Here is a 20,038-nt window from a genome sequence, read left to right on the forward strand (position 1 = left end):
CGAGGACAGTGCCATGACCACCACCCCCGCCACTCCTACCACTCCCACCACCCCCGCCACCCCCACCACTCCCGCCGCCCCCACCGGCAAGCCGGAGATCCGACTCATCGAGCAGCACGGCGAGGTGACCCTCAGCATCGGTGGCGAGCAGGCCATGCAGGCCTGGGAGCGCGACCTGATGTGGGCCAGCGCCGACCTGCTGTGCGAGTACGGGCAGGACTTCTACGAGGTCGGCCTCGGCCTCGGGCTGTCCGCCCTGCGGATCGCCGGGAACCCGGGCACCCGCAGCCACACCGTGCTCGAACTCTTCGACGAGGTCGAGGAGTTGTTCCGGGCCCAGCACCCCGAGCTGCCCGCCAACCTGGCCATCGAGCGCGGCGACTTCTTCCGCCGGATCTTCGAGCTGCCCTCGGAGAGCGTCGACGGCATGTTCTTCGACCCCGCCCTGGACATGGAGGTGTGGACCGACACCGAGCTGTGGGCCCGCACCATGCCCGAGGTGGTCCGGGTGCTGCGCCCCGGCGGCGTGTTCATCCCGTTCTTCAGCACCAAGCCCGAACTGCGCTGGCAGTACACCCCGCACTTCCGCCGGATCCGGGTGGAGCGCCACCAGTACACCGCGTACGACACCACCGAGTACACCTACGGCACCAGCGGCGACGCCTACATCCAGTGCTTCCTGAAGGACTGAACGCCATGACCCGACGCACCGGCGCCACCCCGCGCTCCCTCTTCCTGGCCGGCCCCTTCATCCAGTTGCTCGACCCGGCCACCGGCGAGATGCCAGCCGACGCCCGGGCCCCCTTCGACCTGCTGATCAAGCACTTCGAGGCCCAGGACATCGCCGTCCACAACGCCCACCGGCGGGAGGCCTGGGGCGCCGAGCTGATGCGGCCCGAGCAGTGCACCCCGCTCGACCAGGACGAGATCCGCAAGGCCGAAGTGTTCGTCGCCCTGCCCGGCTCCCCGGCCTCACCCGGCACCCACATCGAGATCGGCTGGGCCAGCGCCTTCGGCAAGCCCATCGTGCTGCTGCTGGAGCGCGGCCGGGAGTACACCTTCCTGGTCCAGGGCCTGCACACGGTGGCGACGGTCGAGGAGGTGGTCTACACCGACCTCGCCACCGCGTTGCCCGCCGTCGACCGGGCGGTCCAGCGGGTACTGGCCCGGCACCGCGGCTGACCCCACCGATCCACCCCGGCCCCGACCGCCCCACCACCGACAGGAGTTCACGGCGTGCGACGCCCCCTCCCGCTCTTCGCCGTGCTCGCCGTGCTCCTGTCGGTGGCCGCCGCCCCGGTAGCGGCGGCCCCGGCCGCTCCGGTGATCCCGGTGCCGCCCGGCCTCGCCGCCGACCCCGCCCGCACCCCCGGCGCCCCCGTCTACACCGTCGACCTGCGCAGTGACGCCACCGGCGCCCGCTGGCGCGGCCATGAGCGGATCACCTTCACCAACACCTCGCCCGACCCCCTCCAGGAGCTGTACCTGCGACTGTGGGACAACTTCCGCGGCGGCTGCGCGACCCCGTCCATCCGGATCACCGGGCTGGACGGCTCCCCCGAGGTCGACTGCACCGCCCTGCGCGTGCCACTGGCCCGTCCGCTGGCCCAAGGCGCCACCGCCACGGTCGAGTTCGACCTCGCCATCGACGTCCCGGACGGCATCGACCGGTTCGGCCGGGACGGCGCCTACAGCTTCGTCGGCAACGCCCTGCCCGTCCTCGCCGTCCGCGACGAGGCGGGCTGGCACCTGGACCCGTACAGCCGGCTCGGCGAGTCCTTCTACGGCCTCGCCTCCGACTTCGCCGTCACCCTGGACCACCCCACCGACGTGCTGGTCCCCGCCACCGGCACGGCCGTCGACACCCCCGGCGAGCCGGGCCGCACCAGCACCCGGATCGGCGCCCGGAAGGTCCGCGAATTCGCCTGGGCCGCAGGGCCGTTCCACCGGATCGAGAGCCGCTCCGCGGACGGCGTCCGGGTCTCCGTCTACTCCGTCGCCAACGTCACCACGGACGACGCCCGCGCGATGCTGGACCTCTCCCTGCACACCATCGACGACCACTCCGCCCGCTACGGCGCCTACCCGTACGGAGACATCGCGACGGTCCTCGACGACGCCTTCGAGTTCGGCGGCATGGAGTACCCGGGGCTCGTCCTGGACCGGATCCGCCCCTCCGCGGTGGTCCACGAACTGGCACACCAGTGGTGGTACGGCATCGTCGGCGACGACCAGTACCACGCCCCCTGGCTGGACGAGTCCTTCGCCGAGTACGCCATGGACGTGGAACTGGGCAGGACCAAGGAGGGATGCACCGCCGCCACCCCCTTCCAGAGCGCCGACGAGCGCCTCACCGACCCGATGAGCTACTGGGACACCCACCCCGACCGCTACGAGGCCGTCATCTACGACCGCGGCTCCTGCGCCCTGCACGAACTGCGCCGCCTGATCGGCCCGGAGACGATGTCCGCCCTGCTGCACGACTACGCCCGGACGCACTGGTACGGCGTCTCCACCACCACCGAGTTCAAGGCCGCCGCCCAGGCCGCGACCCGCGTCGACCTGACCCCGTTCTGGCGCGAGCACCGCATCGACTGAACCCGCCCCCACTCCGTTAATCGGTGGCCAGGCCCGTTCCCCGGCTCCTACAGTGTCCGCCGGATCAAGGACGTTCAGGGAGCCGGACATGCGTGTGCACTACCCCCGGACGCCGCATCTCCCCTGGTCGCCGGGGGCGGCGGCGGACGACGTACGGACCGGGGACGTCTCCGGCCTGGCCGGGGCCGAGGTCGTCGTCACCGAGAAGCTGGACGGCGAGAACACCACGCTCTACGCCGACGGCCTGCACGCCCGCTCGCTGGACTCCGCCCACCACCCGTCCCGGGCCTGGGTCAAGGGCCTGCAGCACCGGATCGGCGCCCGGATCCCGGCCGGCTGGCGGATCTGCGGCGAGAACCTGTTCGCCCGGCACTCCATCCCGTACACCGCCCTGGACAACTGGTTCTACGGCTTCTCGGTCTGGACGGACCAGGACCACTGCCTGGGCTGGGACGACACCGTCCGCTTCCTGCGCCGCCTCGGCGTCCCCGCACCCCGGGTGCTCTGGCGCGGCCGCTACGACGAACGGGCCCTGCGCGCCCTGCGGTTGGACCTCGACCAGCAGGAGGGCTACGTCGTACGGACCGTCCGGGGCTTCCCCCGGGCCGAGTTCGGCGAGCGGATCGCCAAGTGGGTCCGCCCCCAGCACGTCCGCACCGACACCCACTGGATGCACGCCGCCGTGGTGGAGAACGGTCTCGGCCCCAACGCCCCGCTCTGGGACGTCCGTTCGGGCCGATCGACGGACCTCCCGCTGCTGGCCGGAGCCCTGGGCCTGAGTGCGGACGAACTCGACGCCAGACCGGAGGAGTTGGCCGAGGTCTCGGCGCGGCTGGACGAACTCGGCCGCACCGGCGACGCCCGGCTGGCCGGCGTCCTCGCCGCCGCGCTGCGCACCACCCCCCGGGACCCGCTGGCACCCCAGCTCGCACCCCGACTCGCCGACCGGCTCGGCCTGCCGCTGGCCCGCCGGGTCGCCGACCTGGTCGGCCTCCACCCCGGCCTCCACCAGCCGTACCCGGACGAGGAGCGCCGCACCGGACTGGTCCGGCTCGCCGGCGCCGCCGACCTCGGCGTGCTGCACGCGGTGGCCGCGGCCGCCGCCCCCGGGCGGGCCGAGCGCGAACAGGTCGCCTGGTCCGCCCTGCACGCCGAGGACGCCGGACTGCTCGAAGCCGACCCGCTGGCCTGGCTGCGCACCGGCCTGCGCGAGGCCCTCACCGACCTCGACCCCGTCGTCGCCGACCGCTGCTGGGCCCAGGCCCGCGAGGCCTACGCACTCGGCCGGATCAGCACCGTCGAGGAGGCCGTCGCCGCCACCTGGCGCTGGCGGGACGGCCGCTTCCCCCGGCTGGTCCACCTGAGCGGCCCGTCCGGCAGCGGCAAGAGCACCTTCGCCGCCACCCTGTCCGGCGTCTCCGCCCGGATCAGCCTGGACGACCTGCGCGCCGCCAACGGCTCCCGCGCCGACCAGCGCCACAACCCCGAGGTGCTGCGCACCGGCCTGGCCCGGCTGGACACCGCCCTGGCCGACCCCGCCGCCACCGTGGTCTGGGACGCCACCTCGCTCAACCCCGAGCAGCGTTCCCACGTCCATGCCATCGCCCGGCGCCGTGACGCCCTGCTCACCCAGGTGGTGCTGCTGGTCGGCGAGCCGGAGCTGCTGCGCCGCAACGCCGTCCGCCCGCACCCGGTACCCCCCGAGGTGCTCACCGCCCAAGTGCACCGCTACCGCCCGCCCCGCCCCGGCCAGGCGCACCGCACCTGGTACGTCGGCCCGGGTGGCACCGTGGAGGACACCGCGGGCATGCTCGACTCCGAGGAGGAGTGATGCGCCCCATCGAGCAGATCTGCCAGCGCATCCGCTGGGACGCGCGCTTCGACCCGGCCCGGTTCACCCTGGGCGTGCGCCAGCGCGACGACCGCACCAAGCGCGTCCCCCTGGAGGTCTTCACCGCCTCCGGCGAGATCCCCTGGCACCGGGTGCACTGGGTCGAGGCCGACGGCGTCGTGGTGTGGGACCGCACCACCGGCGTGGACCTCCTGGACACCACCACGGCCGGGCACCGCACCGAACCGCGCCGACTGCCCTCGCCCTTCTTCACCGCCACCACCCCGTACGCCTGGCGGCCGGACGTCGGCTGGGGGCCCGGTGCGGCCGACACCACCGCCGCTGTCGGGGACACCCTGCGCGTGGTCACCTGGAACACCCTCTGGGACCGTTACGACGGCGACCGGATCGACACCGCCCGCCGCCGGCCACTGCTGCTCGCCGAGCTGGCGGCCGCCGACGCCGACGTCATCGCGCTCCAGGAGGTCGAGCCGACCCTGGTCGTCCAGTTGCTGGCCCAGCCCTGGGTCCGCGAGGGCTACACCCTCGGCGCCGACCCGGCCGGCCGCGACGTGCCCGAGTACGGCCTGCTGCTGCTCAGCCGCCTCCCGGTGCTGGAGGCCGGCCGGCACGTGCTGGGCCCGCACAAGGCCGTCACCGCCGTCACCCTCCGGACCGCCGACAACACGCTGCTCACCGTCGCCGCCGTCCACCTGAGCAGCGACCACTCGACGGACGGCTCCGCCCGTCGGCAGGCCGAACTCGCCCGACTGGCCGAGGGACTGGCCGGCGTCGAGGGCGAACTGCTGCTGCTCGGCGACTTCAACGACGCCCGCTCCGGGCCGGCCGGCCCCGCCGCCGCCCTCGGACTGCGCGACGCCTGGAGCGAGGTGCACGGCCCGGCCGACGACACCCCCACCTTCGACCCGACGGTCAACCCGCTCGCCGCCGTCTCCTCGCTCACCGGCCGGCCCGGCCGGATCGACCGCGTCCTGAACCGCTCCGACCGGGCCCGCGCCACCGCCGCCGTCCTGCTCGGCGACCAGCCGACCACCGACGGCCTCCACCCCTCCGACCACTACGGCCTGGCCGTCGACCTCGCCCTCGGCGGCACCCACGCCCCGCAGACCCTCGACGCCGCGCCCACCGCCCGCACCGCCGTCGCCTGGCTGCCGCCCGAGGAGCTGTGGCCGCCGATCCAGCGGCTGCGCGCCGCGTACGACCCCCAGCTGCACCGCTGGCCCCCGCACGTCAACGTGCTGTTCGGCTTCGTGCCGGAGTCCGAGTTCGACCGCGCCCTGCCGCTGCTCGGCGCGGCCGCCGCCGAGGTCGCGCCGTTCACCGCCCGGCTGGAAGGCGTCCACACCTTCGGCCACCGCGAGGACGCCACCATCTGGCTGGACCCGGCCGCCGCCACGCCCGAATCCTGGGCCGCACTGCGGCACGCCCTGGAACGCCGCTTCCCCCGCTGCCGCGGCCGCGGCCGCGCCGAGGGCTACACCCCGCACCTGAGCCTCGGGCGCAGCGACGACCCCCAGCGGGTGGCCGCCGACTGCGCCGCCCGGCTGAGCGGCCTGGACGCCCGGGTCGGCGAGCTGGTGGTGCTCTCCCGGCGGGGCGACGAGCCGATGCGCCCGCGTGCGGTGGTCACCCTGGGGACGGGCGAGGTGCGGGAGCTGCCGGAGGAGCCTCCGGCGCCGCCGCGCCCCGAGTCGGCCGAACGTACCGCCCGCGCCGCCGAGTTGGCCCGGCTGGTCGCCTCGACACTGCCGGAGGGGGCGGTGCACACCGTCGGCTCACGCCGCTTGGGCTGTCAACTGGACGGCGGCGACCTGGACTTGGTGGCGGCCCTGCCCGGCCCGGCCGACCTGCCCGGGGTGCTGGCCCGGGTCGCGGCCGCCCTGCCACAGGCCCGCCGACTGCGCGAGGTGCGCGGCGCCCGGGTGCCGGGGCTGCGGTTCGAGGTGGACGGGCTGACGGTCGACTTGGTCGTGGTCTTCACCGGCGCCCTCGACCCCGCCCAAGCGGTGCCCCGACGCGCCGAGTTGGGCGAGGCGGCGGCCATCGCACTGAGCGCCGTCACGGACGCCGAGGCGATCCTCTCGACGCTCGCGGACTCCACGCCCGGGGACTCCACGCCCGGGGACTCGACGCCCGGGGAGCGGCACGCCCGCTTCGTCCGGCTGGCCCGGCAGGTCAAGTCCTGGGCCCGAGCGCGCGGCCTGGACGGCGCGCCCTTCGGCCAACTGCCGTCGCTGGCCTGGTCGGTACTCGCCGCCCGGACCGTCCTCGACGCCCCCGACACCGCCCCCGACACCGCCGCCGGGGACGATCTGTTCCAGCGCTTCACCGCGACCTGGGCCTCCTGGGACTGGCGCCAACCCGTCAGCCTCACCGGCGAGTCCGGCGATCAGCAGCCGGCCCCGCTGACCGTCCTCACCCCCTCCGCCCCCGTCCGCAGCTGCACCACCCAGGTCGGCCCGGACACCCGCGACCTGCTCACCGAAGAGCTCTACCGCGCCTGGGAGCTCACCACCACGAGCCCCGACCCGTGGCCCGCCCTGCTCACCCCACCCCCGCTGCACCGCCGGCACGCCGCCTGGGCCGTGGTCACCGCCGACCCGGACTCCGTCGGCCCCGCCCGCGGCCGCCTGCGCGCCCTGCTCAGCGCGCTCGAAGAAGCCGGCGCCACCCGCCTCCACGCCTGGCCCCAGCCCTACCGCACCCGCGACAACCGGACCCACTTCCCGATCGGCCTCGGCACCACGCCACTCCCCCGCGCCCGGCTCACCCCCGTCGCCACCAGCTGGTCCCGCGGCCTGCCCGGCGTCCACGTCGAACACGTCGAGTGCGGCGCCGTCCCGACCCTGCCCCGCTGACGTCCGTCCGCCTCTTGGTGGCGCGATGCGGGTGCGGCACCGGGGACCGGAGCAGGGGCGCGGAGGGCCCCGCACGAAGACCAGGAGGTCGTGCTGGTCCTGATCACTTGCTTGCCCGTCGAGCGATCTGGGCATGTGGGCTGTCACTCTGTCATGCGAGGATTCCTGGCCATGATCTCCGCTGAGCAAGTGATCAACCGCGCTGGTGACGAAGGCGTGATGCCGTTGATCACCCTGACCGAGTTCTTCGACGGCAACGACAACGAAGAAAGCATCGCGCCGAACCAGTGGGGCTACGGGCGGCCTACCCTCTCGGAACTGGTCGAGCGCCTCCGCGTCATCGAGCGGCGCGAAGACGTTGTATGGGTCCGGGTGCAACTGCACCCGGAGACACTGGAGATGGAGGAACTCGCCGGGGAGGCCGTCGCTGTCTGCACCACAGCGGAGGAGAGTGTCTGTGCTGCGTGGATCGAGGGGTTCGAGGCCAGCGGTGTGATCCCGGAGCTGGTGGATGTCTACCGTGACATTCCGGAAGTGCCGCACGGGGCGACTGTATGGTCCGTGGTGTGGGACTAGGCTCGGCGGCGACGGTGCTGGTCACAGCCATTCGTCGATGACCGCGACCAGCGCCGTCGCCTCATATCGGACCGCGAGCTTGTCGTACCGGGTCGCTACGGCACGGTGGCGCTTCAGGCGCTTGATCCCGCACTCCACCGCATGGTGATCACGGTACTCGGCCTTGGAGACGGTCGTCGCCGAAACGGTCGTCAGGAACTCGTCGACGCCCTCGACCGCGACGTCCGTCGGCAGCGGCCGGGAGGCCCCCTGGGTGAGCTGGACGTCGTAGGTGTGGACGGCGATCTCCTGGATCTGGTGCCGGGCCACGCCTCCGCTGGTCTCCGGGGTCTGCGAGCGGCCCCACCAGGTCCAGCAGGCGGAGCGCCGGCACCGAAGTCGTCCTGAAACTCCGGGCAGTGCTCGCCAGTTGGCGACTCCGACCGCTACTGGACCTACCAGCCGGGCCAGGACCACCAGCGCGACCACCGGGCCCGCTACCGACTCGCCGCTTGACCAACGAAGTCACTCCCGGCAATCCGCACCCGATGATGCCGGCCTCGCCGCTGGGCGGGCGTCTGTCCGCCGTACCAAGGCCGAAGCTCGCCTGGTCCTCGACGGGCTGACGATCGCGGCCGGCACGGGCTCGCCCCGCCCTCGCAGAACGGCTGCCGGGTCCGCCTGGCGCTCGGCTGCGGCGCCACCGCGAACCCGTCACCCGCCACCCGCCACCCGCCACCCGCAACCCGCAACCCGCAACCCGCAACCCGCAACCCGCCCAGGCCACCGGCACCGGATTGGCCTGCGACACCCGCTCCGTCCGGCACTAGCCTCGGCCTGACCACCGATCAACGGAGAACCATCGTGCACCCCGAACTCGCCGCCGACCTCGACCGGTTGCCCGCCCTGCTGGAGGAGGCCCGGCAGCGGGCCGTCGGCTTCCTGGCCGGCCTCGACGACCGCCCGGTGATCCCGCCGTCGGCCGGCCACCCGACTCCGTCCGGGCCGCTGCCCGAGGACGGCGGCGGACTGCGGGCGGCCCTGGCGGAGTTCGGCGAACGCTGGGAGCCGAGGCTGTCGGCCAGTGCCGGGCCGCGCTACTTCGGCTTCGTGACGGGCGGGGCGACCCCGGCCGCCCTGGTGGGCGACTGGCTCACCGCGACCGCCGACCAGAACTCCAACTCCTCGCTCGACCCGGCCGGCCAGCACCTGGAGCGCGAGACGGTCGGCTGGCTGCGCGCGCTGTTCGGGCTCTCCCCCGCGCACAGCGGCACCTTCGTCAGCGGCGCCACCATGTCCAACACGGTCGGCCTGGCGATCGCCCGGGAGTGGCTGGGCGAACGGCTCGGGGTGGACGTGGCCGAGGACGGGGTCGCCGCGCTGGGCCGGGTGCGGGTGCTGTCGGGCGGCGCGCACTCCAGCGTGTCCAAGGCCCTGTCCGTCCTGGGCCTGGGCCGTACCGCGCTGACCACCGTCCCCGCCCTGCCCGGCCGGGAGGCGGTGGACGTGGCCGCGCTGGAGCGGGCGCTCGCCGAGGTCGACGGCCCGTGCGTCGTGGTCGCCAACGCGGGCACCGTGAACACCGTCGACTTCGACGACCTACGGGCGATCGCCGCGCTCCGCGAGCGCTACCGGTTCTGGCTGCACGTGGACGCCGCCTTCGGCGCCTTCGCCGCGCTCTCCCCTCAGCACGCGGAGCTGGTGGCCGGGCTGGACCTCGCCGACTCGGTCTGCGTGGACCTGCACAAGTGGCTCAACGTCCCGTACGACAGCGCCGTGCAGTTCACCCGCCGCCGCGACCTCCAGGCCCGGGTCTTCCAGAACGCCGCCGCCTACCTCGGCCCGGTCGGCGACCACCCGGACCTGGTGCACCTGACGCCGGAGAACTCCCACCGGCTGCGCGCCCTGGCCGCCTGGTTCACCCTGCGCGCCTACGGCCGGGCCGGGCACCGGGAGATCGTGGAGCGCTGCACCGCCGGCGCCCGGGCGCTGGGCGAGGCGATCAGCGCGATCGACGGCCTGCGCCTGCTCGCCCCGGTGCGCCTCAACGTCGTCTGCTTCACCCTCGCCGCGGACCCCACGCCCGAACGGCTGGCCGCCCTCGCCGCCCGGATCTCCGGCCAGGCCTTCCTCACCCCGACCCGCTACGCCGGCCGGCCCGCCCTGCGCGCGGCGTTCAGCAACTGGCGCACCACGGAGGCGGATGTCCGGCGGACGGCCGCCGTGCTCGCCGCGGCCGTCCGCACCCCGGAACCCACCTGACCACCGCCCCGGTCCGACCACGCGGGGCGCTCCCGACCACGCGGGGACGCCCTCGTGGTGCAGGTCGTCGGAGAACTCCAGCAGTTCCCGGGGCCGGTAGTCGGCAGCCATCGTGCAGTGCTCCCTCGGGTCGGACCGGCGCTGCGCCCAGCGCCCGGATCAGCGCTCGGTGACGGATCGTCACATCCTGTCGCCTCCCGACCCTGGACCCCGGGCGGCGCCCGCCACCGGCGATTCCGCGATTCCTCATCTTTCGGGGTCAATCCCGCGCCGGCACCGCAACACGTATGCCGCGCCTTGACCTTCACACCGGTGTGAGGCCCGATGATGCTCCCATGACCGCCACTGCTCACGACCCGTACGCCCTGCTCGCACAGAGCCGCCTCGGCATCCTGGCCACCATCAAGGCGGACGGGCGGCCCCAGCTCTCCCCCGTTCTGCCGTTCTACGACCGATCCGCGAACGCCATCCTGATCTCCACCCGGGACGGCCTGGCGAAGACCGCGAACCTCCGCCGGGACCCGCGGGTCAGCCTGGAGGTGACCGGGCCGGACGGCCGCTCCTGGGCCACCGCCGAGGGCGTCGCCACCCTCACCGGCCCGGGCACCGACCCGGACGGACCGGAGGTCGAGGCCCTGGTCGACTACTACCGCCGCGCCGCCGGGGAGCACCCCGACTGGGCGGAGTACCGTGCGGCGATGGTCGCCGACCGCCGGGTGCTGCTCACCGTCCCGGTCGACCACGTGTACGGCGCCGCGCTCTGAGCCACCGCCCCGGGCACCGCGACGGGGGTGCGGTGGCCGGGGCGGCCCTCCTTCGTACGGTCCCAGGACCTGGCTTCGTTCGGGCTCGGGATCCGACTTCGTACGGCCCCAGGACCCCGGCTTCATACAGCCTCAGGAGCCGGCCGGCAGGCGCAGCCGGAACAGCGCGCCACCGCCCGGGGCGGACTCGGCGGTGAGGGTGGCACCGTGGGCGTGGGCGATCTGGCGGGCCATCGCGAGGCCCAGGCCGGAGCCGGGGAGGGCGCGGGCCGCGGAGGCCCGGTAGAAGCGGTCGAAGACGTACGGGAGGTCTTCGGGGGCGATGCCGGGGCCGTGGTCGCGGACGGTCAGTTCCAGCCGGTCGTGCCCGTGGCCGAGGCGGACCTCGACGGCGGCGCCCGGGGGGCTGAACTTGGCCGCGTTGTCCAGCAGGTTGGAGCACAGCCGGACCAGCCGGGCCGGTACGCCCGCGACGGTGCGCTCGGCGGAGTCGTCGTCCAGGGCGAAGACGGTCGCCGGCCAGTGGTCGCGGGCGGTGTCCACGCAGTGGGCGACGAGCTGGCCGAACGCGACCTGTTCGAGCAGCGGCAGCGGCTCCTCGTCGCGGGCCAGTTCGATGAGGTCGTTCACCAGCCCGGTCACCTCTCGCAGTTGGCGGTGCAGTGCGGCCGCCGCCCGGTCGCGCTGGCTGTCGGTCAACCGGTCGGCGCGCGACAGGAGTTCGGCGTTGGTGCGGAGCGCGGTCAGCGGGGTGCGGAGTTCGTGCGAGGCGTCGGCGACCAGCCTGCGCTGGGCGGCCACCGACTGCTCCAGTTCGCCGAGCATGGTGTTGAAACTGCCGGCCAGTCTGGTCAGTTCGTCCTCCCGGCGCCCCGGCGGCAGCTCGATCCGAAGCCCCGCGTCCCGGGTGGCGGCGATCCGCTCGGCGGTGCGGGTCAGCCGGGCCACCGGGGCGAGGGCCGTGCGGGCCACCGTGAGCCCGAGCGCGGCGGCCAGCAGCACACCGGCCGCCGCGACGGCCGCCATCAGCTCCGCGGCCTGCCGCACCGCCTCCTGGACGCTGTCGGTGCGCAGCGCGACCTGGACGGCCTGCCGGGTGCCGGGCGGCGCCGCGATCATCGGCGTGGTGAGCATCCGGGCCGGATGGCCGCCGATCGTCAGGTCGGTGAAGTAGCCGGCCCGCTGCCGCTCGGCGACCTGCCGGGTGGCCTGGGTGACGGGCAGCAGGTACGGCTCGTTCGGCGCCTTCGCGGGGTCACCGGAGACGATCTGCGTGCAGGCCGGGGCGGCGAGGTAGTTGCACTCGCCGTAGACGACCTGCGGGCCCTGGTTGCGGTACTGCTGCTGCACCTGGGTGGCCTGCTGGGTGAGGTGCTGGTCGAGCTGGTGGTTCAGTTCGTAGCGCACGATGCTGAACGCGGCCGCGCTGATGCCCAGCGTGGCCACGGCGACCGCGGCGGTGCAGGCGAGTGCGAGCCGGGTGCGCAGCGGCCGCCGGCGCCGCCAGCGGGCGTGCGCCCGCGAACCCGCTCCCCTCGCCCGCGCCCTCGCCCTCGCCCCTGCCCGTGCCCGTGCCCCGGAGCTGTCCGCCCGCACCTCAGGCCCGGTCCAGTCGGTAGCCGACCCCGTGCACGGTGTGCACCAGTCTCGGTTCGCCGCCGGCTTCCAGCTTGCGGCGCAGGTATCCGACGTACACGGCCAGCGAGTTGGAGTCCGGGCCGAAGTCGGCGCCCCACACCCGCTCCATGATCATCTCGCGCGGGAGCACCTGTCCGGGGTGCCGCAGCAGGGCCTCCAGCAGGGCGAACTCGGTGCGCGAGAACTCCAGCGGCCGCCCGGCCCGGTTCCCGGTCCGGGTGACCGGGTCGACCTCCAGGTCGGCGAAGCGGTAGCCGGGCTCCTCGACCGGCGGAGCGCTGCGCCGCAGCAGGGCGCGCAGCCGGGCGGTCAGTTCGTCCAGGGCGAAGGGCTTGACCAGGTAGTCGTCGGCACCCGCGTCGAGGCCGTCGACGCGGTCGCTCACCGAGTCGCGCGCGGTCAGCACCAGGATCGGGATCCGGTCGCCGAGCGCCCGCAGTCGGCGGCAGACCGCCAGACCGTCGAGGACGGGCATCAGCAGATCCAGCACCATCGCGTCGGGCTGCCAGCCGGCCACCTCGCTCAGCGCCGCCAGCCCGTCGGCGGCGCCGCGCACCTGGTAGCCCTCGACCGTCAGCCCGTCCTCGACCGCGGCGCGCACCTCGGGATCGTCGTCGACGACCAACACCCTCTGCCCGTTGCTCATGCGGACAACCCTCTCAAAACGACTCTGAGAAGTCTCTTAGACGGCCTCAGCAGGGTTTACGGCATGCGGACAGAACACGGCCGTCACGGCCACCAGAACGACCGCCCCCTGTCGGTGGTGATCGGCGCCGGCGGCACCGGCGGGCACATCTACCCCGGCCTCGCGCTGGCCGAGGCACTGCGCAGGGCCGACCCCCGGGCGGTGATCTCCTTCGTGGGCACCGAGCGCGGGCTGGAGACCACCCTGATCCCGCAGGCCGGCTACCGGCTGCACACCGTCGACATGATCCCCTTCGACGCCTCCCTCGGCCCGCGCCGCTACCTGCTGCCCGCGGCGCTGCTGCGCTCCGGCCGGGACTGCCGCGAGATCCTGCGGGCGCAGGGCGCGCAGGTGGCGGTCGGCATGGGCGGCTACCCGAGCGCGCCGGTGATCGTCGGTGCCCGGATGGCCGGGCTGCCCAGCGTGGTGCACGAGTCGAACGCGGTGCCCGGCCGGGCCAACCGCTTCGCCGCCCGGCTCACCCCGCACATCGCGCTCGCCTTCGACCGCACCCGCGAGCACCTGCCCGCCGGCCGGTCGGCGCAGACCGTCGGAATGCCGCTGGTCGGCGCCGTCGCCCGGCTCGACCGGGCGGCGTTGCGGGCCGAGGCCCGGCGGCACTTCGGCGTTCCGGACGACGTGCGGCTGCTGGTCTTCAACGGCGGCAGCCTCGGCGCCGCCCGGCTCACCGCGGCCGCCGTCGAGCTGGCCGCGCGCTGGCGCCACCGCACCGACCGACGGCTGCTGATCAAGACCGGCCCGGCCGCGCTGGCGCAGGTGACGGCCGCGCTGGCGGGGAACCCGACGGCGCACGCGGTCGCGTACCTGGACCGGATGGACCTCGCCTACGCGGCGGCCGACCTCATGGTGTGCCGCTCCGGCGCGGCCACCGTCGCCGAACTGTCCAGCCTCCGGATCCCCGCCGTGCTGGTGCCCTATCCGCACGCGCCGCACGACCACCAGACCCACAACGCGCGCGTCCTCTCCGACGCGGGCGCCGGCCTGCTGCTGGCGGACGGCGAGTGCACCGGCGACCGACTGGCCGCGCTGGTGGAGCCGCTGCTCGCCGACCCGGCCCGACTGGCCGCGATGGAGCGGGCGGCCGATCCGGGCGACCACGCCCGGGCCGCCGACCTGCTGGCGGCCAAGGTGCTGCGCGTCATCGGCCGCACGCCGGCGCCCGAGCCCGAGCAGCCTTCCGTCACCACCCCGTCCGTCCACTGACTCCCGACCGATCGACACCCGGCCGATCGACACCCGGCCGATCGACACCCGGCCGATCGACGCCCGGTCGATTCCGAACACCCTACGGAGGAACCCCCATGACCGACTTCGACACCCCCGACGTGGCACAGGACTGGAGCGGGCGGAGCGTCCTCGTCACCGGCGCCGAGGGCTTCATCGGCAGCACCCTGGTCGACCTGCTGGTCGCCCGCGGCGCCCGCGTCCGGGCCCTGGTGCACTACAAGCCGTACGCCGAGCGCGGGTACCTGGCCCACTACCTGGCCCAGCCGGACCCCTCCGTGGAGATGTACGCCGGTGACGTCCGGGACTACGGCCGGGTCCTGGACGCGGTCGCCGGCTGCGACACCGTCTTCCACCTCGCCGCGCTGATCGGCATCCCCTACAGCTACCAGGCGCCCGAGGCGTACGTGCAGACCAACGTCGTCGGCACCCACAACGTCGCCGCCGCCTGCCTGCGGCACGGCGCCCGACTGGTCCACACCTCCACCAGCGAGGTGTACGGGACGGCGATCACCGCGCCGATCGACGAGCGGCACCCGCTCCAGCCGCAGTCCCCCTACTCCGCCTCGAAGATCGGCGCGGACATGATGGCGCTGTCCTACTGGCACACCTTCGAGCTGCCGGTCGCGGTGGTCCGCCCGTTCAACACCTACGGCCCGCGGCAGTCCGCCCGCGCGGTGATCCCCACCGTGCTGGCCCAACTCCACTCAGGCGCACGGGAGGTCAGGCTCGGCTCGACCACCCCGACCCGCGACTTCACCTACGCGACCGACACCGCCGAGGGCTTCCTGGCCGTCGCCCGGGCCGACCGCGCGCTCGGCGAGGTCGTCAACCTCGGCACCGGCAGCGAGGTGTCCATCGGCGACCTCGCCAAGGCCCTGATCGTCGCCTCCGGCCGGGACGCCGAGATCGTCGTCGACCCGAGCCGGCTGCGCCCGGGCGGCAGCGAGGTCGAGCGGCTGCTGTCCGACAACCGCAAGGCGCGCGAACTGGCGGGCTGGCAGCCGCTGGTGGGCCTGGACGAGGGGCTGCGGCGCACCTCCGACTGGGTCGCCGAGCACCTGCACCTGCTCGCCCCGAACCGCTACCAGGTCTGACGGCGCAACACCGTGCCCGGGCCCGCCGGGGTGCTACCCGGCGGGCCCGACCCGGCACCGGCCCGGGCTGCGCCCGCTACGGGAGGCACCGGCTACGGGCCGGCGCGGGCGGCCGACTGGTCAGCTCCTCGTCGCCATGACCACGGTGGCGTCCAGTTCCTCCTCGCGCCTCACCTCCGCCGCCAGGCCCGCCGCCCGGACCACCGCCAGGGCGGCGACTGCCTGGCGCTCACTGGTCTCGAAGAGCAGCGCCCCACCCGCCGCCAGCCACCCCGGCGCCGCCACGGCCACCCGGCGCAGCACGTCCAATCCGTCCGCCCCGCCGTCCAGCGCGGGCCTCGCCTCGTGCAACCGGGCCTCGGGCGGCAGCAGTTCGAGGTCGCCGGTCGGTACGTACGGGACGTTGGCGATCAGCACCGCCACCCGCCCGCGCAGCGCGTCGGGCAGCGCGTCGAACAGGTCGCCCTCGAAGACCCGGGCGCCCGTGCCGGCCAGGTTGCGGCGGGCGCAGTGGACGGCGGACCGGTCCAGGTCGGCGGCGTACAGCTCGACGGGGTGTCCGGCGCCGGCCGCCACGGCGGCGCCGAGGGCGCCGCTGCCGCAGCACAGGTCGACCACCACGGCGCCGGGCCCGGCCAGTCGGGCGGCCTCGGCGGCCAGGAACTCGCTGCGCCGGCGCGGCACGAACACGCCGGAGTCGACGGCGATCCGCAGCCCGGCGAACTCGGCCCAGCCGACGACGTGCTCGAGCGGCCGACCCTGGGCGCGGGCTCGGACCATGACGGCCAGTTCGGCGGGTGTGGCGGCGGCGGAGAGCAGGATCCGCGCCTCGTCCTCGGCGAACACACAACCGGCGGTGCGCAGTCGGGAGACGACGGAGGAACGGAGAGCAGCGGAGGCGAAGATCGGCAAAGGGAACCCCTTGGGCAGAACAGGAGGAGAACGGAGGACTCCGTCAGGGCTCCCGCCAGGGCCGACGCCGCGTCGGCGCGCCCGCGCTATCCGCGCGGTGCGCCCGCACGGCCGCGCTCCGGGAGCACCCGCTCGGACATACCGGTAATGGGTCTCACCTCCCTGGTTCGCAATCGTGTTCAGCGTCGGTCACCCTACCGCACCCGCACCGACCATGATCGGGCCTCCGGCCGACGGCCTCACCCCAGGAAGTCGGCCACCAGGACGGCGAACTCCTCCGGGGTGGCGACCGGCACCCCGAGCTCCTCCGCCTTGGCACGCTTGGAGCCCGCCTTCTCGCCCGCGACCAGCAGGCTGGTGCGCTTGGACACCGAGGAGGAGGCCTTGCCGCCCGCGCGTTCGATCAGCTCGTTCATCTCGTTGCGGGAGAGGTCGGCGAGGGCGCCGGTCATGCTGCCGGTCACCACCACGCTCTGCCCTGCCAGCGGGCCGGCCGCCGCCCCCTCCGCCGCCGGGCCCGCAGCCGCCGCTGCCGCCACCGCGACCACCGGCTCGGTGACCTCCGTCCCCACGCCCTGCTCCGTCAGCCGGTCCAACAGCGCCGCCACCTCGGCGAGTTCGGCCACGATCACGGCCGCCTTCTCCGCCCCGATGCCGTCCACACCCGCCAGCGCCTCGGCGTCGGCGGCCCGGATCGCGGCCATGCTGCCGAAGTGCGCGGCGATCCGGCGGGACATCGTCCGACCGGTGCCGCGGATGCCGAGCGCGCAGAACACCCGGTTCAGCGGGCGGGTGCGGGCGGTCTCGACGGCGGCGAGCAGGTTGTCGGCGCTGGTCTCGCCCATCCGCTCCAGGGTGAGCAGTTGCTCCTTGGTCAGGGTGAAGAGGTCGGCGAGGTCGGCGACCAGCCCGGACTCGACCAGTTGGACGGCCCGGGTGCCACCGAGGCCCTCGATGTCGAGCTGGTCGCGCCCGGCCGCGTAGATCACCGAGGCGACGGCCTGGCAGCCCCGGCCGCGCACGCAGCGCCAGCGCTGCTCGGCCCGGTCGATGGCGTCGCCGCAGCGCGGGCAGACCTCGGGGAAGGCGATCGGCTGCTCGGCGCCGGTGCGCTCGTCGACCAGCGGCGCCTCCACCCGCGGGATGACGTCCCCGGCGCGGTAGACGAACACCTGGTCGCCGATCATCAGCCCGCGGCGCTCGATGTCGGCGGGGTTGTGCAGGGTCGCGTAGGTGACGGTGACGCCGTCGATGACCACCGGGTCGAGCACTGCCCGGGGCGCGATGATCCCGGTGCGTCCGACGTTCCACTCCACCCCGAGCAGCCGGGTGACCTTGTGCTGGGCCTGGAGCTTGCGGGCAACGGCCCAGCGCGGCGCCCGGGAGCCGGAGCCGGCCTGCTCCTGGTCGGCGACCGCGTCCGCCTTGACGACCACACCGTCGATGCCGAACGGCAGCGCGGCGCGCAGGGCTGCGATCTCCTCGACCCGCTGCTCGGCCTCGGCGAGGGTCGCGCAGCGGCGGGGCGCGGCCTGGGTGGTGGCGGCGGTGTTGGCGCCGAGTTCGGCGACGCGGGCGAGCAACTCGGCGTGGCCGAGTCCGGGCAGGCCGTGGGCGTCGTAGCCGAAGAAGGTGAGTTCTACCCGGTAGGGGCGGTCCTTGGCGCGCAGGGTGCCGGCGGCGCCGCTGCGCGGGTGGGCGAACGGGGTGGCGCCGTGGGCGGTGCGGACGGCGTTGGCCTGTTCGAACTGTTCGTGGGTGAGCAGCACCTCGCCGCGCAGTTCGACGTCGAGTGGTTCGGCCAGCCGGGCGGGCAGGCCGAGCACGGCGTCCGCCGCGTGGGTGATGTCCTCCCCGGCCAGGCCGTCGCCGCGGGTGAGCACCTGGGTGAGCCGGCCGGCCCGGTAGCGGGCGGCGACGGCTAGGCCGTCCAGCTTGGGCTCGACGCACCAGGCGGCGACCGGTCGGCCGAGTCTGCGCTCCAGCCCTGCGGCCCAGGACTCCAGCTCCTCGGCCGAGAAGACGTTGTCGAGCGAGAGCATCGGCGTGCTGTGCGGGACGTCGCCGACGGCCGCGCCGCCGGCCACCTTGCCGGTGGGCGACTCCGGCAGCACCTGGTCGGGGTGCTCGCGCTCGTAGGCCTCGATCGCCCGGACCAGCGCGTCGTACTCGTCGTCCCCCAGCGGCGTGGAGCCGTCGGCGTAGTACGCCGCGGCCGCCCGTACGGCGGTGGCGACGGCGTCGGCGTAGGCCTCCGACGTTGCGGGAGCGGCAGGAGTGGCTGGAGCGGCAGGGGTGGTGGCCGTGGCGGCTGCGTCCTTCATACCGCCATCATGGCGAGCCGCACTGACATTCGACCCCTCGGCCGCGGACGGCCGCGGACGGCCTGAGGCCGGCTGGGCACCAGCGGCCGCCCGAGGTACCCGCCCGAGGTACCCGGCGGCACGAGGCAGGGCAGCAGCAAGGCCCCCAGGGCGCCCACCGCCAGCGAATCGTCACCCACCGCGACCACGCCGGGGCACACCGAAGGCGGCGTCGGACCCCCGTGGATCCCGCGCCGCCGCCAATTCGCCCGCCGGTCCGGTCAGCCCACGCCGACCCCGCCCGCGACCGCCCCGACCTCGGCTCCCGACTGCACCGGCCGGCCGTCGCCGCCCTCCTCCGCCCGCCCGGCCGCCGCGACCTCGGCGACCACCTGGGCGCCACGGTCCGGCCCCATCTGCAGCGAGCCCAGCACCCCGGGCACCGCGACGCTCGGCATCAGGTGCTGGAACAGGCCGGACACCCGGAGTTCCAGGTCGGCCCGAGCGGAGAGCTTCTGCGACTGGATCTGAACTCCCGTCCAGGCCGCGGTGATCAGCCATGCCGTGTCGGCTGGGACGACGTGCGGCAGCAATTCGCCGCGCTCGCCGGCGGCCACCAGCAGCGCCTCCATCCGGCTGATCCAACCGGGGATCGCACCGCCGCCGAGGTCCTCGAACACGTCCTGGCCGAGCGTGAGCCGGGCGCCCGCACTGAGCAGCGGGTCACGCGGCATCAGATGCGCGACCACCATTCCGGTATCCACGAACTCCTGGAGTTTGCAGCTGCGTTCGGGCACTCCGTCCTGGACGAACTGCTCCTCGACGACGCCGTGCGCGAGATCCCGCTTCGAGGCGAAGTGGAAATACACCGCACCTCGCGTCACACCCGCCCGGGAGACCACCTCCCCGATGGTGGCACCCTCGTAGCCGAACTCGTCGAACACCGACGCCGCGGCCTCCAGGATCAGCCGACGGGTCCGGAGCGCCCGTTCCTGCCGTACCACCGCGACCACCCCGCCCTGAGTTCCGGAAAAACAAAACCAAACACCCCGTATCTTAGCTATGGGCCACCTACGGGCGACAAGACGATGTCGAGGAATCAGCCGACTCCTTCTCTCCTTCCCCACTCGTCCCACATGCCCTCTCCTACAGTCCGTCAGATCCCGACCGGACAACCGGAAGTCACACCTCCACCTCACCGGAGATCCGCCGACGAACACGGCTACCGCCCGGCGCTATCACCCAGAAACCGAACGATCGGTTTTCTTC

16 protein-coding genes are annotated in these 20,038 nt (G+C 74.2%); 10 read left to right on the forward strand and 6 right to left on the reverse strand.

The annotated features are described in order from the left end of the window. Positions 1–13: 13 nt before the first annotated feature. From ACFWIS_RS29220 to ACFWIS_RS29245, 6 genes are all read left to right on the forward strand, one after another. Complete coding sequence (locus ACFWIS_RS29220; protein ID WP_380458372.1) at positions 14–691, forward strand: class I SAM-dependent methyltransferase; 678 nt, start codon at positions 14–16, stop codon at positions 689–691. A gap of 5 nt (positions 692–696) precedes the next feature. Continuing rightward, positions 697–1,182, forward strand: coding sequence for a hypothetical protein (locus ACFWIS_RS29225; RefSeq protein WP_380458371.1), 486 nt, complete (start codon positions 697–699; stop codon positions 1,180–1,182). Between the two features lie 54 nt (positions 1,183–1,236). Continuing rightward, on the forward strand, positions 1,237–2,598 hold the full coding sequence (locus ACFWIS_RS29230) for a M1 family metallopeptidase (protein ID WP_380458369.1): 1,362 nt from the start codon (positions 1,237–1,239) through the stop codon (positions 2,596–2,598). A gap of 88 nt (positions 2,599–2,686) precedes the next feature. Then, positions 2,687–4,429, forward strand: coding sequence for an RNA ligase family protein (locus ACFWIS_RS29235; protein ID WP_380458367.1), 1,743 nt, complete (start codon positions 2,687–2,689; stop codon positions 4,427–4,429). Then, on the forward strand, positions 4,429–7,308 hold the full coding sequence (locus ACFWIS_RS29240; protein ID WP_380458365.1) for a poly(A) polymerase: 2,880 nt from the start codon (positions 4,429–4,431) through the stop codon (positions 7,306–7,308). The genes ACFWIS_RS29235 and ACFWIS_RS29240 overlap by 1 nt, the downstream gene beginning before the upstream one ends. 171 nt (positions 7,309–7,479) lie before the next feature. Further along, positions 7,480–7,884, forward strand: a complete 405-nt coding sequence (locus ACFWIS_RS29245) for a hypothetical protein (protein WP_380458363.1) — start codon at positions 7,480–7,482, stop codon at positions 7,882–7,884. Between the two features lie 21 nt (positions 7,885–7,905). On the opposite strand, the gene ACFWIS_RS29250 is transcribed toward ACFWIS_RS29245, so the two are convergent. Then, a complete protein-coding gene (locus ACFWIS_RS29250; RefSeq protein ID WP_380458361.1) occupies positions 7,906–8,193 on the reverse strand; it encodes a hypothetical protein in 288 nt (95 codons plus the stop codon). Between the two features lie 534 nt (positions 8,194–8,727). On the opposite strand from ACFWIS_RS29250, the gene ACFWIS_RS29255 reads away from it, so the two are divergent. Both ACFWIS_RS29255 and ACFWIS_RS29260 read left to right on the forward strand, forming a co-directional pair. Beyond that, on the forward strand, positions 8,728–10,125 hold the full coding sequence (locus ACFWIS_RS29255; protein ID WP_380458359.1) for a pyridoxal phosphate-dependent decarboxylase family protein: 1,398 nt from the start codon (positions 8,728–8,730) through the stop codon (positions 10,123–10,125). Between the two features lie 335 nt (positions 10,126–10,460). Next, on the forward strand, positions 10,461–10,889 hold the full coding sequence (locus ACFWIS_RS29260) for a PPOX class F420-dependent oxidoreductase (RefSeq protein WP_380458357.1): 429 nt from the start codon (positions 10,461–10,463) through the stop codon (positions 10,887–10,889). Positions 10,890–11,021: 132 nt separating this feature from the next. On the opposite strand, the gene ACFWIS_RS29265 is transcribed toward ACFWIS_RS29260, so the two are convergent. Both ACFWIS_RS29265 and ACFWIS_RS29270 read right to left on the reverse strand, forming a co-directional pair. After that, entirely contained in the window at positions 11,022–12,377 is a 1,356-nt protein-coding gene (locus tag ACFWIS_RS29265; protein WP_380458419.1) for a sensor histidine kinase, read from the reverse strand. Positions 12,378–12,486: 109 nt separating this feature from the next. After that, complete coding sequence (locus ACFWIS_RS29270; protein ID WP_380458355.1) at positions 12,487–13,173, reverse strand: response regulator transcription factor; 687 nt, start codon at positions 13,171–13,173, stop codon at positions 12,487–12,489. Between the two features lie 63 nt (positions 13,174–13,236). On the opposite strand from ACFWIS_RS29270, the gene ACFWIS_RS29275 reads away from it, so the two are divergent. Both ACFWIS_RS29275 and ACFWIS_RS29280 read left to right on the forward strand, forming a co-directional pair. Beyond that, positions 13,237–14,436 carry a glycosyltransferase gene (locus ACFWIS_RS29275; protein ID WP_380458353.1) on the forward strand — a complete coding sequence of 400 codons (1,200 nt, stop codon included), beginning with the start codon at positions 13,237–13,239 and terminating at the stop codon, positions 14,434–14,436. A 98-nt stretch (positions 14,437–14,534) separates the two neighbouring features. Beyond that, on the forward strand, positions 14,535–15,554 hold the full coding sequence (locus ACFWIS_RS29280; protein WP_380458351.1) for an SDR family NAD(P)-dependent oxidoreductase: 1,020 nt from the start codon (positions 14,535–14,537) through the stop codon (positions 15,552–15,554). A 120-nt stretch (positions 15,555–15,674) separates the two neighbouring features. Here ACFWIS_RS29280 and ACFWIS_RS29285 read toward each other — a convergent pair whose 3' ends face one another. The 3 genes from ACFWIS_RS29285 to ACFWIS_RS29295 form a co-directional block, all read right to left on the reverse strand. Further along, on the reverse strand, positions 15,675–16,466 hold the full coding sequence (locus tag ACFWIS_RS29285; protein WP_380458350.1) for a putative protein N(5)-glutamine methyltransferase: 792 nt from the start codon (positions 16,464–16,466) through the stop codon (positions 15,675–15,677). A gap of 239 nt (positions 16,467–16,705) precedes the next feature. Continuing rightward, a complete protein-coding gene (gene ligA / locus ACFWIS_RS29290; RefSeq protein ID WP_380458348.1) occupies positions 16,706–18,790 on the reverse strand; it encodes an NAD-dependent DNA ligase LigA in 2,085 nt (694 codons plus the stop codon). A 260-nt stretch (positions 18,791–19,050) separates the two neighbouring features. Beyond that, a complete protein-coding gene (locus ACFWIS_RS29295) occupies positions 19,051–19,773 on the reverse strand; it encodes a ScbR family autoregulator-binding transcription factor (RefSeq protein WP_380458346.1) in 723 nt (240 codons plus the stop codon). Positions 19,774–20,038: the final 265 nt, after the last annotated feature.

The sequence above is a fragment of the Kitasatospora sp. NPDC127060 genome, assembly GCF_042724935.1.
Lineage (GTDB): Bacteria > Actinomycetota > Actinomycetes > Streptomycetales > Streptomycetaceae > Kitasatospora.